Below are 15,706 nucleotides of genomic sequence, written 5' to 3'. Positions count from 1 at the left end.
TTTAGTCATCAGCCTTTATAATCAAAAATGAATTGTGCTTCATTAGATCGCTTATATTCACTTTTTCTCTTATTTCTAACGAGGAGTTGCTTAACAGATCAGTGTACTTCCCCTGCCATTCCTTATTAAGACTTAAAAATGTATTACTATAATTGAGAGCACTTCCTTCCTTTATTTTTGAAAAGTATCTACCAGTGAAAATTATGAGCCGCCTATTTTTCTTTCTAATTCCTATTATGATTACGCTTGAACTCCCTTCTCCCTGAGTTTCTAGAAGACTGAGGTCACCTTCATTTATAAGAGATAGATTCTCTTCTCTGATCTGACTAAGTCTCCTGAAGAGAGAAAGTTTGAATCCATTTTCGTATAAACTGTCTATGGAGAGGTAATCTTTTTTAAGGTCAAGATCTGATTGATCCTTCAGTAAACTATAGTCCACTGGAATCCTGTTGTCTGGATCTGTAAAGTGATAGTTGTGGTTTTCTGAACCCTGATAGTTTGATGTGAATCCTGGAAGCATGAACTTTAAAACAAGCATGGATATGGAATTCAACTGCCCATACTCTTTACACATTTGAGATAATCTGCCTATGTTTGAGGAGGGTTTTAATTCTGCAAATTCAACAACTTTCTCCGTTAATTCTATGCAGCTTTTCTCATATTCCACATTAATGTTTTTCCATCCTGTTTTTAATCCTGATTCTCTCACTGCTTTTATGATGTGTGAATTTAGTGAATCTTTATAACTTTTGTATAATCCTCTTGACTTCACAGATGCAACCACCATTTGAACTATATAATATAAATGTTCGTTGCGCAATCTCCCTGCCAATCCCTCAGTTATATATGAGTTCCTGGCCTCTTCTATTGCCTTTCTAAAAAGATCCGGGAATTCTGAAATCACTATGCCTGAAGCACGAAGATCCTCCCCATATTTTGTATCGTGAGTTGAAGTTTCATTCATTGAATGTGTAAATTTTTTTCTTTCATTCAGGAACTTTATAAAGTTTTTATTAGATACGGCACTATTCCACACGCTACCTCCCACCTCGTTCAGAAAAACAAATGGGTTGTAGGCAAAGAATGCCCTATCTTCCACTGATTTTGCCATTACTGCGCCAGAATATTCCTGAAGTTGAAGGAACGCATCAGCACCCATTTTATGTTTGTGATTGAGATATTCACCGGCCGTGACGAGTACTGGATCATTGGTTTTTAGCCCTATTCTAGTGAAATCTTCTGAAAGCTCCCCAATTGAATTAAGATTTGAATAACTTCTGTATTTTTTCAAATTCTTGAAATAAATTTTTATTGCGTTTTCAATTTGTTTTATTGAGAATTCATAGTGATCCCTTAAAACCAGATTTTCATATATGTTCCACGATAGATTGAGTATATCCCCAGCAAATTCTTCGTTCATAAATAGATCCTTAAGATTATAAACTAAATGTTCTTCATCTGCCTTTGTCTGCTCATATTTCCCCTGATCATTATTGTAGTTTATTTTGATCTCGTCTAAACCCTCGTAATCCGTAAAAAGCGATATCACTTTCCAGAGAAAATCGTATCCTGTTGTGCCGTCAGTCTTCAGCTTATTACTTAGACACTCGTTTTCTGATAAGATTTTTTCTACTATTATGAATTCAGGATGGAGCTCGCTTTGTACGAAGTGAAGATATGATTCTGGATCATGTATTCCGTCAAGATGATCAATTCTAAGTCCAGAAATACCATAATCTTCTATTAGTCTCCTTATTGTACTGTGTCTCGATTCTATTACCGTTGCATCTTCCGAACGCAGTGCAATCATATCGTTTACAGCGAAAAAACGTCTGTAATTCAAGATTTTCCCGCTACTCTGCCACCATTCTGGTATAATGTTCTGCAAATCAATGAAACTGTTAAGTAAATCTCTGTTTCCATTTACATCGTGAATTATTTCTTCGATACGCTTCTTCGTGAAATCATCATTATTATCAAATATTGCATTCACACTCAGGAATTCCTCTCCTGATCTTCTAATTATCCACTCCTTAGATCTGTCAGAGCAGGGAATTTTATTTCCATCAAAATCTAAGTAAATATCACCCTCCAGTGTTATAGCCACCTTTCCCATATTTATTAGATCATTCAAAGGAGAGGAAAGAAATGGAAAAATGAGTTTTCCATCCATAACCAATGGAGACTGCTTAATGTCGAATAACCTCAGTATATCAGGGTTTCCAGTTTTGATGAAGTCAAGAATATAGGTGTTTTCAAGGGAGTAAGCCATGTGATTTGGTACTATGTCAATTAAAATTTTCATATTGTTCTCCCTTGCCCTATCAACCATCTCTCTCAATCCCTCTTCCCCTCCAAGTTCCTCGTTTACGTATCTAAAATCAACAATATCATAACAGTGAGAACTTCCTGATCTAGCCTTGAGGATGGGAGAAACATATATATGTGTCACTCCTAAATTTGCCAGATATGGGATAGTACTGATAACATCATAAAATGTGAAATTGTTGTTAAGTTGAAATCTATAGGCCAACTTTGGATAATTTTCATTCATGTATTTTGAACGCGGGATTTAATAAAACTGTTTCCCAAAACTTACTTATACAATGATAATTCCTAAAAGTAAAATAGACTTTTTTTATTTTAATTCTGCTGGTTCCTAACCATTTCTATGGTTAATTCTCCATCCTTCTCCTCAAATTTTGTGATGTCCATTGCATTTTGAGTCGCCAGTGATGAGAATATGTTCCTTTCATAGGGAAATTTCTCCTTCGTGAGAAGCATTCTTCCCTCCTGTCCTGGTTCAAGTTCGATTTTCATGGCTTTAAATGCACTCTTCAGATAAGTTAGTGGATCACCACCGCAACTGATGTATCTGTAATCCTCCTCAATCATTTTAACCACCTAAGCTTTACTTAATTGTATATGAGTGTATTTCCTTAAACTGAAAGAACATTTCTAAGTTTTTTCTCGAAAATGTTTTTGCCATTTAAGTGTATACAATTTCTTTTTATCTTTTATAGCATCATGGTCACGTGCAAGACGCTATAATTGTGGATGAACTTGTGAAATCATACGATGGAAAGAAACTAGCAGTTGATCATCTTTCATTCAATGTAAAGAAAGGGGAAGTTTACGGTCTGCTTGGAAGAAATGGCGCTGGAAAGAGTACAACAATAAAAGTTCTTACAACTCTTATTGGATATGATTCTGGTGTAGCGGAGGTTCTGGGTCTCGATGTTTCAAGGAACGGTACTGAAATTAGAAGAAGGATAGGTGTGGTACAACAGGAGGAAGCTTTTGATTTTACCACAGTTGAAAATAACTTCAAACTGTATGGTATGATGTGGGAATTGCCAAGAGAGGAGACAAAATCAAGGAAGGAGATGCTTATAGAACTTTTTGATCTTGATGAACTAAGGAAAAAAAGAATGTATGACCTGAGTGGTGGTCAGAAAAAAAGAGTGCAGGTAGCAAGGGAATTCATGCATAATATGGACGTATTCTTTCTTGACGAGCCAACGGTAGGACTTGACCCAATAATGAGGAGGACCATACTCGATTATGTAAAATCACAGGCAAAGAAGGGAATGACCGTACTGTTTACCACACAAAATCTCGAAGAGGCAGATTATATATGTGACAGGATTGGCATAGTGAATAATGGTAAAAAAGTAGCAGAGGGTACATCATCAGATCTGAAGACAAAATATGGTTCGTTAAGAACACTGAAAATAGGATATACCTCTGAGAAAGGTGTTAAGAAAGAGGATATCACCACTGGAGTTGAGAATGGAAATATTGCAGAGGTTGATATTACAAATAATGAGATTCTGGTGGTATCTGACAGGATAGAAACTATAGTTGGAAAAATACTTCAAAATCTGTCTGAGATGGGAATAAAGACTGACAAGATAATGATAGATAATCCAACTCTTGATGATGTGTTCATGAAGGTGGTTGAAAAATGAAGATACCTGCTTTTATAAGGTTAACCATCAGGAATATAATCGTAAACATTGATATTGGAACTCTTATCTTTATGCTTGGTTTGCCTACTCTCTATCTATTTGTTATGGGATTCATGTTTCAGGGCATAGTCACAACAGGTGTTCCACTCCAGTCGGGTGGTTCTGTATCATATACAACGTTTCTAGCCCCGGGAATTATAGCACTTGAATCATTCACTGCAGGAAATATAGGAGGAAGCATGTTGTGGTCCGACAGAAGATGGGGTATGTTTGAAAGGATAATGGTTGGTCCATTCAGAAGAATAGATTATCTTCTAGGAATTATAACTGTTTCCATTATTTTTGCACTCGTTGGTTCCCTGATCATGCTTGGATTTTCCCTACTTATACCTATTACAGTGATTGTTACTCCAGAAAGCATATTGCTGTCAGTATTTGCAATAGTTGTTGGAACAATGTTATTTTCCTCTCTATTCCTCATAATATCAGGACTGTCAAAGTCCATGCAGGCATATAACACTATCACAATAGTTCTATTCTTTATGCTTGACTTTGCAAGCACTGCATTTTATCCTATAACATCCACTACCCCACTATGGTTGAGAACACTTTCAGGATCAAATCCACTGAGTTTCATTGCCAATATACTAAGAGATTCACTTATATCTTCTGTTACTTCAGGCACATTCTTTTATGCTGGTATATTACTCATAGTAATGCTTGTTTTCCTTGGCATTTCTCTAAGAATATATAAAAGTATCAGATCTGGTATTTGAACATAATTTTAATTCAATTAGACAGAACTCTTTAATTTTATGAATTAAATACAGCTTCGTGAAAAATTTATATTTGTACAAAAAGTCAAAATTGTTCAACGGTTCAAACCGCAGCAATCCCAAAACCATTACCTATGGACTGGAGGGGAATTGAACCCCTGGCCTCTTCCATGCCAAGGAAGCGATCTACCTCTGATCTACCAGCCCTATAGTCCCGATAATACTTCTTTGGTATAATATTTTAGTGTTATTTCTATTTTTATATTTTCTGACAACCATAATCTTTAATTAATGCGTTATATTAGATGTTTTAATGCCTTTATTTTCTCCTACCAAAAAGAAGGAAAAAAAACCTGTAAAAAATGTCCCAAGCAAAAGGGAAGAACGAATAACTGAAGTTCCGAGTGTAGGAAAGTACGAAATTCTTGATGAATATAATATCATACCACAGACTGTAACTGTTGAAATTTCATGGAATCCAACGAGCATGGAATCAATATATATTGCAAATGAACCTGTTTTATCTTCAGATGAGGAGATACTTCTTAAAAAAATATCAAAGAATATGGAACAAATTGTTAAAAGTTCAAAGAATCTTCCAGAAGATCTATCACAATTAACCATAGAGAAAGTTATAGATTCCTATCTCAAAGGTAGGAAATATAAGCTTAATAGAAGAACAGTGGATAAGATCAAGTATTTCATTAAGAGGAATTACGAAGGTTATGGGCCACTGGAACCTGTTGTAAGAGACCCGCTAGTGGAGGATGTTTCCTGTAATGGAGTTGGAATTCCAGTTTATGTTGAACACAAAATACACGGTTCACTTAAAACAAACATAGTTTTTGATAATGAGAAGGATCTGGATTCATATGTTGTAAGGCTTGCACAGATGTGTGGAAAGGAAGTTTCAATGAATGAACCTATAATTGATGGAACTTTTCCCCAGGGTCACAGAATCCAGTTAACATTTGGTAATGAAATTTCAACCAAAGGTTCTGCTTTTACCTTCAGGCTATTTAGAGAATCTCCATTCACGCCTGTGGAGTTGATAAAGTATGGTGCAGCAACCTCTGAACTCGCTACATATTTATGGTTCGCTGTCGAAAATCTAAAATCCGCAATCATTGCTGGTGTTCCTGGTGTTGGGAAAACAAGTACCATAAATGCAATTTTAATGTTTATCCCATCTAATACAAAGGTTTTCTCTATTGAAGAAACCAGGGAGATAAATATAATGCATCAGAACTGGGTAGCCACTTCAACCAGAGAAAGTATATATTCAACCGCTAATGGTGATTCAAAAAATCCACCAATTGGTATGTTTGAACTGGTAAAGATGGCTATGAGGCAAAGACCTACCTACATAGTTCTTGGTGAAATAAGGGGGAGAGAATCATATTCTCTCTTCCAGGCTATATCAACAGGACATACTGCCTACTCAACCATTCACGCAGATTCCATGGAAACCCTTGTAAACAGACTGGAATCAAACCCGTTAAATATACCAAGGGTACTTATCGGTGCACTTAATATTGTGATATTCAATAAATTTGTAAGAGTGGGAAGCAGGAATATGAGAAAACTCATGGAGATTGACGAAATTGTTGGTACTGATCAGGATTCGGGAGAGATAATGTACAATAAGGTATTTTCGTACGACTTCAACCAAAATGAACAGGTCTTTTCAGGTTTCAGCAAAATTTTGAATGAAATAAGAGATGCAAAACAGTGGACTCAGGAGGAAATGAACTTTGAGTTTGAAAGGCGCAAGTCTCTACTGGACGGACTGGTTAAGAATAATATCACAGATTATACAAATATAACAAGGATAATCAATATATATTATAAAGATCCAGAAACTGCAATGAAAATGGCGAGTGGTATTTAATGCATAAAAGTCAGGATATTCAGATAAAGAAGGAAAACAAAAGCAATGGTTTCCTCTCAAATCTGAACAAAAAATTAAATCCAAAACCCGTAAAGGTAGTTATTCCAGCTCCTACCATATTTGACGTGTTCGCAGTCAGAGTCTTTGGACATCTGGTAGAAAAATATGTTCAGACTGAAAAAATGGATGAGAGCCTGAGAAAGGCTAAAATGCCGATAGATGCTATAGAATATTATTCAAGAGGCATCATGATTGCAGTCATATTCATGGTCGTCAGCTTTATTGCGGTTAATATATTTTCACTGAAATTTCCATCCTACACATATCTTTCCTTTGCCTTCTGGTTCCTTGCAGTCATTGTTTATTTCGCTGTCATGGCCGGATATCCAAATTCAATAGCTGGTACGCGAAGAAAAAAGATTGACGCAGTACTGCCACTGGCCATGGGTTACATCGCAACAATGGCCTCTGCTGATATGCCAGTTGAAAATATTATGTATGAGCTTTCAAACAGTACTGAATATGGTGAACTTGCGAGAGAGGCAAAAAGCATTGCAGTTTCAACAAGATTGTTTGGGGAGGATATAATCAATGCTGTTAAGGATGGAGCCGCGAATTCTCCGTCTCAGAGACTCTCAGAATTCTTCCAGGGAATCATAACCACTCTCACTTCTGGTGGCGACCTAAAGAGCTATTTCAAGGATAAGGCGGTACAGTATCAGACCGAACTAAGCACGCTAATAAAAAGGAACACAGAGTCTCTCTCAGTACTCGCTGAAAGTTATATAATAGTTGGAATTATGTTCCCGCTAATATTAATGGTAATCATAGGTACGGTAACTTCCGTGATACCAGGGGAAGGGTCACTGACAGATACTGTGCTATATCTAATTGTGTTCCTTATTATCCCAATAATAGCGGTTATGTTTGCTCTGATCCTTAGCAGTACCATTGGAGAGGTGGATGTATGAAGGGTGAAATTGGTGGGGTTGAACTTAGATATGTGGCGCTTGCAGGATCAGTTCTAACAATGTTCGTTTTATTCTTTACTGGGTATTTTTTCAAGATAAACGATCTCAACCCACTGGTTCATCCGCTGACATTATCCTCCATTGCCATGGTAATTCTGTTCTTCCCATTTGGTCTTGCGGACTTTGCAAGAGTTAAGAGAATAGAGGAAGCGGAAAGAAGACTTCCTGATTTCCTTAGGGATCTTGCAGGACATACAAATTTTGGAACTCCAATGTCAGAAGCTATACTGAGATCAGCGGAAAATAAATATGGTCCATTGTCTATTGAAATTGAACATCTAGCTGGAATGGTTAAGCTTGGAATACCGGTAGAAACTGCCCTGAATGATTTCGGGAAGAGGCTAAAATCACCGTCCATTATAAGGGTTGGCAAGATTATAAAAAAGGCAAGTGAATCAGGCAGCAATACATCTGATGTTATATCCCTGGTATCAAGTTTCACAACACAAACCTACCTAATGAGGGAAAGTAGATTTGCCGATATGAGAAGTTATTCTACTACCCTTGCAACATCATTCGGAGTCTTCCTATTTGTTATTGTTATGCTGGATACATTTTTCTTCCCGCAGATTGCAGGTGGAGGCCTGAGCGGTGGAGGCGTTCTGAATCTTGCTTCCTCTTCCTATGGACTGATAGAAAAGTTATTCTCTGCAGGTGTAATTGTTCAAAGTGCTGCAAGTGGACTTATATCAGGAGTTTTCAGGGACGGAAGACTAACTTCAGGTGCCATGATGTCAGGAATATTGGTTTTGATAAGTATAATGGTTCTAGCGATAATAGGGGTGCTCTAAATGGCCTTATTTTCTAAAACAAAAAAGAAGAAGACAAAAAAGAGGAAATTCCTCAGCAGGCAGGTAATAACACCTGTCAGGACTGTGAAGAGGACAAATGAGGATAAGTTCTTTCAGGAGTTGATACCCGGGACTGTATTCTCAAGGGTATATTTTGATAGAGGAGCTACCATTTTCAGGTACGAGGTTAATGAACCTGAGGTGAAAGAAAGAGTTGCGAAGTTATATGCTAAGTACAGGAATGAATTCATTGCATCCATAACAGACCCTGAAATGTATAACATAAGTGGGCTAACAAAGGATGATGCAGTCGACCAGTTCACAAAAGCACTTAGAATGACTAACTCCTTCACACCTGATGAAATGGATAGCCTGACATACTATGTTGAAAGAGATATAAAGGGGTTCGGAAAAATAGATCCGATCATGAGGGATGCTAATATTGAGGATATTTCCTGTGATGCTCCTGGGGTTCCCGTATTCGTTTATCACAAGGCCTTTGGATTTATTCCAACTAATATAATATATGACGATGTCGAAGAGCTCGAGACCTTTGTTAAGAAGATACTTCAGGACGTGGGAAGGCATATATCCATATCAAACCCCATTGTTGATGCAACACTGGAAGATGGTTCCAGAATATCTGCATCCATAGGGAAGTACATAACAAATAAGGGATCATCGTTTACCATTAGGAAATTCAAGGAAGAGCCGTTGACACCACTTGACCTAATACAGAGGTCTCTATGTAACACCAGGGTCTTTGCATACTTCTGGTTGCTTACGGAATATGGCGGAAATGTGATGGTTGTGGGTGGTACTGCCACAGGTAAAACAACTCTAATGAACGCCATACTTTTATTCATTCCTGCACAAAAGAAGATTGTTTCCATAGAGGATACGAGAGAAATAAACCTGGTTCATGAAAACTGGGTTCCAATGGTAACAAGAACGGGATATGGAAAACTTGACCCTGAAACAGGAAAGAGGGCAGGGGAGATAGATATGTTTGACCTTCTTACCGTAACTATGAGACAGAGACCAAGCTACGTTATTGTGGGAGAGGTAAGAGGTGCTGAGGCGTTCACCCTATTCCAGGCAATGTCCATTGGAAGATATGTTTATGGCACTTTCCACGCAGATGATATTAGTACTTTCATTCACAGGATGGAGTCTAAACCCATTAACATTCCCAGAAATCTGCTCCTGACACTGGATGTTGCAGTAATACTGCAGAATGTAACTGATGATCGTGGATCAAGAAGGAGAATAAAGACAATTTCAGAAATAGCTGGACAGGACAGCATTTCTAAGGATATACTGATCAATAATGCATTCATCCTCAATGAACAGTCAGATACCCAGAACTATTCCGGCTTCAGTTATGCCATAAAGAAAATAGCCGAGAAGGAGGGGAAATTTGAGGATGAACTTGAGAAAGAGATAGACCTCAGGACAAGGATATTGGATAAGATGATCGAAAAGGGAATTTCAAACTACAAGGACTTCTATTATATGGTAAACCAGTTTTATAAAGATAGGAGAAGGGTTTTTCAATCTCTGGATATGACAGAGGAAATTCAGGTTTGAGTTGCATCCTGGGGCAATAATCTCCCTGCTACTATTGGGAGGTATATTGTCTGTAAAAGGATTGATATTAATACTATGAAAGTAACATCTATTTCAAGTACGAGTCCCCATTTAAGCAGTAAGGCATTACCAGACAGTAATCCAATTGAATAGGGAACTGCCCCTTCAACCACAGAAACGACACCACGTGGTCCTGAAAGCGCTATGAAAGTTTTTGTTCTCCAGCTTTTTGCCGGACCCTTATTCTTGGATCTTCCAGGTGGTAATGATATAAATACTGCCATTGGTCTTACCACAAAAATGACAATGAGTGTAAGGATAAAGCCCTGCAGCAAATAACCTGTAATGTCACCAATCGTTATTAGGCTCCCCACCAGAATGAATATTATACCCTGTGCCAGGAAAGAGAGGTTTTCCTGAAAATTTGATTCCCTTGACCAGAATATACTCTTGTCTGTGAATGTTCCGACTATTGCACCCGTTGCAATGATTGCTGGGAATGGAGTTATGCCTAATCCGTAAAGCACAGTAAGTTCAAACAATACCACACCAAGGAGTAGACCAACAATAAGGTTCTCGAAATTTAGGTATTTATTGAGATATATAATTCCGAAGCCCATGGCAACTCCAAATACCGATGGGACAGCTATCTGGATCACGAGGAAAAGTGGAATGCCACCAATAATGCCCACTGCACCTGTAACACTGTTGAAAAGTGTAGAATACGAAGATCCTGAATAAATGAATGATATAGCCAGTGTAACAAGAATAATTGCCAGTGGATCATTGAAAAGACTTTCACCTATGAGTGTGCCCGAGTAATCATCCTTTATCTTAATCTTCCTGAACAGCGGTATTAGGGTTGAAGGGTCTGTTGGGGATATTATTGCTCCAAACAGGAATCCAATCAGAAATGGCGCACCTGTGAGCAGTGAGAAGAATACGCCCGCAACTACAGAAGTAACAACCATACCTACTGTATTCAGGGATATGATGTTAAGAAGAAACTTCCTTATTACCCTAAAATTTATGTTATGACTCTCGTAATACAGTATGATTACCAGTCCGAGTATTCCCACGCCAAATCCTGCAAAATCCTGAATCATGTACTCCGCAAAGCTATGATTAATTACTCCGAGACCTGGTCCAAATAACAATCCCAGAGATATCAGAATTGGAATTTCAACAAGTGATACCTTCCTAGCTATAGGAATAGAGAAAGATGCGATCACTAGAAGCAAACTGAGCTGAATGAAATCCTTACTTTCAAGTGTCAGCATTGTTAATCTTTTTCCGGTCCCACTGGAAGTGTTCTCTTGTGCATGCTTGCCTCATAAAGGGATTTAACCCTCTTACCCACATGATTTTCTTCGAAACTTCCGTTTCTGATGAAATAGTCTACCTCTTCGTCGATTAATGAATAGGAAAAGCCAAGCTCTTTCTCATCAGTTTGATCCTTCCATAAACCTGCACTGGGAGGCTTCTTTATTATGCTTTCTGGAACACCCACTTCTGCAGAAAGTTCCCTTACCTTTGTTTTTGTAAGACCTATGATTGGTTCTATATCGCAGCCTCCATCTCCGAATTTCGTAAAGTATCCTGTTATATATTCTGTCAGGTTTGTTGTTCCCACAACCATTCCACTGTTGATATTAGCATAATAATAAAGAACAGTCATTCTGATTCTTGACTTTACATTTCCCAGTGATTTCATATCCTTTATTTCCAGTAAATTGCTGTATGCCTTGATTATGTTCTCTATGTATACTGTCTTTATTTTAATGCCTGAAGCTTTTTCCAGTGCAATGATATCATTTAAATCATTCTGACTTACTGATGACTCTGGAAGGAATATGGGTATTATTTTTTCTTTTGGTATGGAAAGCGTAAGTAACATGAGTACCAGTGAGCTGTCAATTCCACTGCTAACCCCTAAAATTGCGGATTTATCCTTCAATGAAGATTTTAGAAAGTTAACTAATTTTTCCTTCTCAGATAGAGCCATAAAAAAGATATTAACTTACCAGTTAATTAATTATCCGTTGAATTTCTATCCCACAGACTATTTTATTAACAGAGAGAGATCAAAAATTAAGCCTTTCTTCAATTCTGTCTATGGAAGCTTTCATCATATTGCTGAATAATACTGATGTTGTTACTGGCCCAACTCCGCCTGGTACAGGTGTCACAAATGCAGCCTTTCCTAATACTGAATTATAATCTATATCACCTACAATGTTACCCTTCACTTCAGTTGTTCCTATGTCTATTAGTGAAGCACCCTCTGATATAAAATCTGCAGTTATATAACCTGGTTTTCCTATGGCAGAAACAACTATATCACTTGCACGTGTTATTGACTTCAGATCTCTGGTTTTGCTATGACACATGGTTACTGTAAAATCCTTATTCAGAAGAGCCATTGCTAGGGGCCTTCCCACTATTGTTGACCTGTTTATAATACAAACATTCTTACTGTGATCTTCTCCCAGACTCAATATTATCCGCATTGCAGCATCAGCAGTTGCTGGAAGAATATATGGGTACCCGATCATGTTCTTTCCCTGTGATTTTATTGAAATTCCCTCGATATCGAGATATTCTGGTATTATCTGTTCTATATAAAATGAATCAAGCCAGAATGGATATGGTCTTTCCACAATTATTCCATCTGGATTAACTTCAGAAATTATGTTTTCCATAATTTCAAGCGGGTTTCCATTTGAATCAGGGGAAGTGAGAAAAAGTGGGAAAGTTTCTATTCCAAGTCTGTCAGCCTTCCTGATTTTACTTCTGCCATAAACTTTTGTTTCTTCACTTTGTGTTGGATCTATTATGAGAAGCTTTGGTTTTCTTCCCTGTATGCTGACAAACCTCTCTACCAGCTTTTCAGTTTCCCTATCAATGTTGCTCGAAAACGCCTTCCCACTAAAGATTTCTGTTTTCACTACCTGACCTATATCCTATTCCCATTTAATTACGCTTTTGATTTCTCCCTGTGGCTTTTTGCTAAAAACCCCCTGTTCACCAGGGGCAAATTTATTAGTAATCATTCTACTTAGTATTCCCCTGTGAAGACGGTTCCACTTTGAAAGATAATCCAGCGCCTTAAGGTAATGGATCTCAGCGGCGTCTACTGAACCGGCTATTGTTATATTTCTCTCCACGATGAAATCTATGTCCTCCCCTGACAATCCTGCCTGAGGTGCTTTTCCATTTGTTCCAAAGAGTATGAGGATGCCATTATGGTTCATCTTTCTTAGAAACCTTAGCACTGTAGCAGGATCACCGCTTGTGTCAACTATAAAATCAAGCTTCATTTCTCCTGGAAATTCAGGTTCTTTTGATGTGTCCCTGAAATTAACTCCAAATGCGTTACAGAGCTCTGTGGGTATCTGGTCTATTGGATGCCTGTTGACCATGTATGTGTTGAAACCATAGTCCCTTGCGAGGAACGAGTAAATAAAAGCTTCACTACCTGAACCTATTATAAGTGCGTTCTTTCCTTCAAAAGTTGAATACTCATTTTCATAGATAAATCTGCTTCTTACCTTATCAAAGACCTCGAATGCTTTAACAGCATTTTTTGTGGGTTCTGTGAGTACTGCAACTTCACCAAGATCGGTATCCTTAACCTTAACTAAATTGTAATCGAATTCGTTAAACGAGTCCCTCATGAAGCCATGAAGACCTGTAATTCCAGCTTCATGCTTGTTCCCATCCGAGCAGTTATCTGGCCTGCCTATCCTGCAATTTGGGCAATCACCGGGCCTTCTTACTATGGGTACAACAATGTCTCCTTTCTTGAATTTATTAGATTTGGAAGCGGTCACCATGCATAATGATTCGTGACCGATTACCAGGAAATTATATCCTTCCGGGTTGTATGCGAAGGAAAGTGCCCCGTTTACAATTCCTCTGTCTGTTCCACAAATTCCAGTTACTAATGGCTTTAGTGAAACGTTGCCTGGAGAATCCTTGATTTCAACTTGTTCATATTTTATCCCACCATCTGGTGCATTGGTTATATAAGCATTTACGGCTGTCATATATGATCAGTGTATTATTTTTAAAAAACATTTGCCACCCAATTAGAACAAGAAATATATTGTACATGAATTTAACAGGATTCACAGTCTGTTGCAAAACAGCTTATTTATGTTAAAATAAAAAGAATTTTTCCATGAGTGATTTTTAGTTTCTGATCAAATCTGGTGACCCATCTTCTCCTTCTTAGTCATCAGGTAGAATTTGTTATACTCCGTCGTCTGGCTTTTTATGGATATCCTCCCGGAGACGTTTATTCCGTTTTCTTCAAGAAACTTTATTTTTTCAGGATTATTTGTCATTAATTTCACGCTTTTTATCCTGAAATAATTTATTACATCCACTGCAAATGTGTAATCTCTCTGATCTGCTGGAAGTCCCAGTTTAAGGTTTGCCTCAACAGTATCATATCCCTCTTCCTGAAGGCTATATGCCTTTATCTTGTTTACAAGTCCAATTCCTCTGCCTTCCTGTCTCAGATAAATAAGCATTCCATAGGGTTGTTCTCCCAGATATACAAGAGACTTCAGTAGCTGGTCTCTGCAATCACACCTCTTTGATCCAAAAACATCTCCTGTCAGGCATTCACTGTGTATTCTAACAGGAACATTTTCTTTTCCTGTGACATCACCCTTTACAATTACTGCATTTTCATTGGGTTCCCCATCATTGAATGTGTATATATCAAAAAATCCTGCCAAAGTTGGTAATTTGGCTTTTGCTGCTAATGTTATCATTCTTCTTCATGTAATAATCACTTCAGCGTATTAAAAACTATATTTGAAAAATTTTAATATAATAGCTATTTTTTCATTTTTCTGTGACTGAGTGCGCAAGCAACATACCAAAATAAACCGCAACATAATGGTAGTCTATTATGATTTTTATCCCAGATTCATCCATTATACCCTTTAATATCAACATATTCCAGAAACTATCAGGTTTTCCCCTGTTTACTGTCTCCTGATCAATGGTGTATATTGGATCTAATGAATTATTCTTTATGGCGTTTACAAGTATCTTCTCGTATTTATCTGCATCTTCTGAATAGCCGTAAGGACCTTTTGCAGAATGTGTATGTGCCTGATCTGCACTCAATATGATACTTACCTTTTTTGGGTAATTTTTTACAATGTGAAATAGTGATTTTCCGAAATCTACAAGTTTTGCTCTGTCATTTATCCTTGGCTGACCTATCATCACAATTTTTCTTTGAATGAAGAAATATAGCGGTATTGAACTACCAAAATCCAGAGGGAATACACTAAGCTCACCAGAATAGGTAGAAAATCTAACATCCAGACAGAATTCAGGGAACTTTTCTATTATTTCCTCAGTTAGTTTTCTCTCGTTACTGCACAGAAAATCAAGTTTCTTATTCACAAGTTTTGTTTCTGCCCTGAAATATTCAGTATTTATAACAGCCATATGATCCTTTATGGTCATTCCATGCGGAGAAAGTATAACAATTACATCGGAGTCATCGTTTCCGGCTATTTCGGCTATATAATTCCTCATTGTGACGCTTTCCTTATCCGGAAGATCTATCAGTTCATCTCCATGTGGTATAATATACAGATTAACTAAACTCATTATTCACCATGTTGAA

At 37.5% G+C, this 15,706-nt stretch carries 14 protein-coding genes and 1 tRNA gene; 6 read left to right on the top strand and 9 right to left on the bottom strand.

Features of this window, described 5'->3' with window-relative positions:
• Position 1 precedes the first annotated feature (1 nt).
• Both treY and CSP5_RS03375 read right to left on the bottom strand, forming a co-directional pair.
• A complete protein-coding gene (treY, locus tag CSP5_RS03380) occupies positions 2-2,554 on the bottom strand; it encodes a malto-oligosyltrehalose synthase (RefSeq protein WP_148689634.1) in 2,553 nt (850 codons plus the stop codon).
• A gap of 89 nt (positions 2,555-2,643) precedes the next feature.
• Positions 2,644-2,895 (bottom strand): hypothetical protein, encoded by a 252-nt coding sequence (locus CSP5_RS03375; RefSeq protein ID WP_148689633.1) that lies wholly within the window; start codon positions 2,893-2,895, stop codon positions 2,644-2,646.
• Between the two features lie 140 nt (positions 2,896-3,035).
• Between CSP5_RS03375 and CSP5_RS03370 the strand changes: the two genes are divergently transcribed.
• Complete coding sequence (locus tag CSP5_RS03370; protein ID WP_148689632.1) at positions 3,036-3,971, top strand: ABC transporter ATP-binding protein; 936 nt, start codon at positions 3,036-3,038, stop codon at positions 3,969-3,971.
• Complete coding sequence (locus CSP5_RS03365) at positions 3,968-4,747, top strand: ABC transporter permease (protein WP_148689631.1); 780 nt, start codon at positions 3,968-3,970, stop codon at positions 4,745-4,747. Before CSP5_RS03370 ends, CSP5_RS03365 begins: the two co-directional genes overlap by 4 nt.
• A 135-nt stretch (positions 4,748-4,882) precedes the next feature.
• Here the strand turns inward: CSP5_RS03365 and CSP5_RS03360 are convergent.
• A tRNA-Ala gene (locus CSP5_RS03360) sits at positions 4,883-4,954 on the bottom strand.
• A gap of 106 nt (positions 4,955-5,060) precedes the next feature.
• Between CSP5_RS03360 and CSP5_RS03355 the strand changes: the two genes are divergently transcribed.
• From CSP5_RS03355 to CSP5_RS03340, 4 genes are read left to right on the top strand one after another with little or no spacing between them, the layout of a single operon-like run.
• A complete protein-coding gene (locus CSP5_RS03355) occupies positions 5,061-6,638 on the top strand; it encodes a type II/IV secretion system ATPase subunit (RefSeq protein ID WP_148689630.1) in 1,578 nt (525 codons plus the stop codon).
• Positions 6,638-7,609, top strand: a complete 972-nt coding sequence (locus tag CSP5_RS03350; RefSeq protein WP_148689629.1) for a type II secretion system F family protein — start codon at positions 6,638-6,640, stop codon at positions 7,607-7,609. The genes CSP5_RS03355 and CSP5_RS03350 overlap by 1 nt, the downstream gene beginning before the upstream one ends.
• Positions 7,606-8,460, top strand: a complete 855-nt coding sequence (locus CSP5_RS03345; protein WP_148689628.1) for a type II secretion system F family protein — start codon at positions 7,606-7,608, stop codon at positions 8,458-8,460. Before CSP5_RS03350 ends, CSP5_RS03345 begins: the two co-directional genes overlap by 4 nt.
• A complete protein-coding gene (locus CSP5_RS03340) occupies positions 8,461-10,050 on the top strand; it encodes a type II/IV secretion system ATPase subunit (protein ID WP_021789553.1) in 1,590 nt (529 codons plus the stop codon).
• On the opposite strand, the gene CSP5_RS03335 is transcribed toward CSP5_RS03340, so the two are convergent.
• The 6 genes from CSP5_RS03335 to CSP5_RS03310 all read right to left on the bottom strand — a co-directional run bounded on the left by CSP5_RS03335 (position 10,041) and on the right by CSP5_RS03310 (position 15,690).
• Positions 10,041-11,330, bottom strand: coding sequence for a cation:proton antiporter (locus tag CSP5_RS03335; RefSeq protein ID WP_148689627.1), 1,290 nt, complete (start codon positions 11,328-11,330; stop codon positions 10,041-10,043). The genes CSP5_RS03340 and CSP5_RS03335 overlap by 10 nt on opposite strands.
• 2 nt (positions 11,331-11,332) lie before the next feature.
• A complete protein-coding gene (nadE, locus tag CSP5_RS03330) occupies positions 11,333-12,055 on the bottom strand; it encodes an NAD(+) synthase (protein WP_148689626.1) in 723 nt (240 codons plus the stop codon).
• Between the two features lie 79 nt (positions 12,056-12,134).
• The gene (locus CSP5_RS03325; RefSeq protein ID WP_148689625.1) at positions 12,135-12,998 is read right to left on the bottom strand and encodes a bifunctional 5,10-methylenetetrahydrofolate dehydrogenase/5,10-methenyltetrahydrofolate cyclohydrolase; all 864 of its coding nucleotides are present in this window, start codon (positions 12,996-12,998) and stop codon (positions 12,135-12,137) included.
• 15 nt (positions 12,999-13,013) lie between these two features.
• A complete protein-coding gene (locus CSP5_RS03320) occupies positions 13,014-14,099 on the bottom strand; it encodes a glucose 1-dehydrogenase (protein ID WP_148689624.1) in 1,086 nt (361 codons plus the stop codon).
• A gap of 156 nt (positions 14,100-14,255) precedes the next feature.
• The gene (gene ribA / locus CSP5_RS03315) at positions 14,256-14,834 is read right to left on the bottom strand and encodes a GTP cyclohydrolase II (RefSeq protein WP_077076073.1); all 579 of its coding nucleotides are present in this window, start codon (positions 14,832-14,834) and stop codon (positions 14,256-14,258) included.
• 73 nt (positions 14,835-14,907) lie between these two features.
• On the bottom strand, positions 14,908-15,690 hold the full coding sequence (locus CSP5_RS03310; protein WP_148689623.1) for a DODA-type extradiol aromatic ring-opening family dioxygenase: 783 nt from the start codon (positions 15,688-15,690) through the stop codon (positions 14,908-14,910).
• Positions 15,691-15,706: the final 16 nt, after the last annotated feature.

The sequence above is a fragment of the Cuniculiplasma divulgatum genome (genome assembly GCF_900083515.1).
Classification (GTDB): domain Archaea; phylum Thermoplasmatota; class Thermoplasmata; order Thermoplasmatales; family Thermoplasmataceae; genus Cuniculiplasma; species Cuniculiplasma divulgatum.
The sequence above is the reverse complement of the archived record's forward strand: the minus strand, read 5'-3'. Positions and strand labels throughout refer to the sequence as shown.

Excerpts from the sequence above, each read along its gene's own strand:
- CSP5_RS03375 (WP_148689633.1), bottom strand. The coding sequence starts at position 2,895 with ATGATTGAGGAGGATTACAGATACATCAGTTGCGGTGGTGATCCACTA.
- CSP5_RS03310 (WP_148689623.1), bottom strand. The coding sequence starts at position 15,690 with ATGAGTTTAGTTAATCTGTATATTATACCACATGGAGATGAACTGATA.
- CSP5_RS03365 (WP_148689631.1), top strand. The coding sequence starts at position 3,968 with ATGAAGATACCTGCTTTTATAAGGTTAACCATCAGGAATATAATCGTA.
- CSP5_RS03320 (WP_148689624.1), bottom strand. The coding sequence starts at position 14,099 with ATGACAGCCGTAAATGCTTATATAACCAATGCACCAGATGGTGGGATA.
- ribA (WP_077076073.1), bottom strand. The coding sequence starts at position 14,834 with ATGATAACATTAGCAGCAAAAGCCAAATTACCAACTTTGGCAGGATTT.
- CSP5_RS03350 (WP_148689629.1), top strand. The coding sequence starts at position 6,638 with ATGCATAAAAGTCAGGATATTCAGATAAAGAAGGAAAACAAAAGCAAT.
- CSP5_RS03355 (WP_148689630.1), top strand. The coding sequence starts at position 5,061 with ATGCCTTTATTTTCTCCTACCAAAAAGAAGGAAAAAAAACCTGTAAAA.
- treY (WP_148689634.1), bottom strand. The coding sequence starts at position 2,554 with ATGAATGAAAATTATCCAAAGTTGGCCTATAGATTTCAACTTAACAAC.
- CSP5_RS03335 (WP_148689627.1), bottom strand. The coding sequence starts at position 11,330 with ATGCTGACACTTGAAAGTAAGGATTTCATTCAGCTCAGTTTGCTTCTA.
- CSP5_RS03340 (WP_021789553.1), top strand. The coding sequence starts at position 8,461 with ATGGCCTTATTTTCTAAAACAAAAAAGAAGAAGACAAAAAAGAGGAAA.
- CSP5_RS03345 (WP_148689628.1), top strand. The coding sequence starts at position 7,606 with ATGAAGGGTGAAATTGGTGGGGTTGAACTTAGATATGTGGCGCTTGCA.
- nadE (WP_148689626.1), bottom strand. The coding sequence starts at position 12,055 with ATGGCTCTATCTGAGAAGGAAAAATTAGTTAACTTTCTAAAATCTTCA.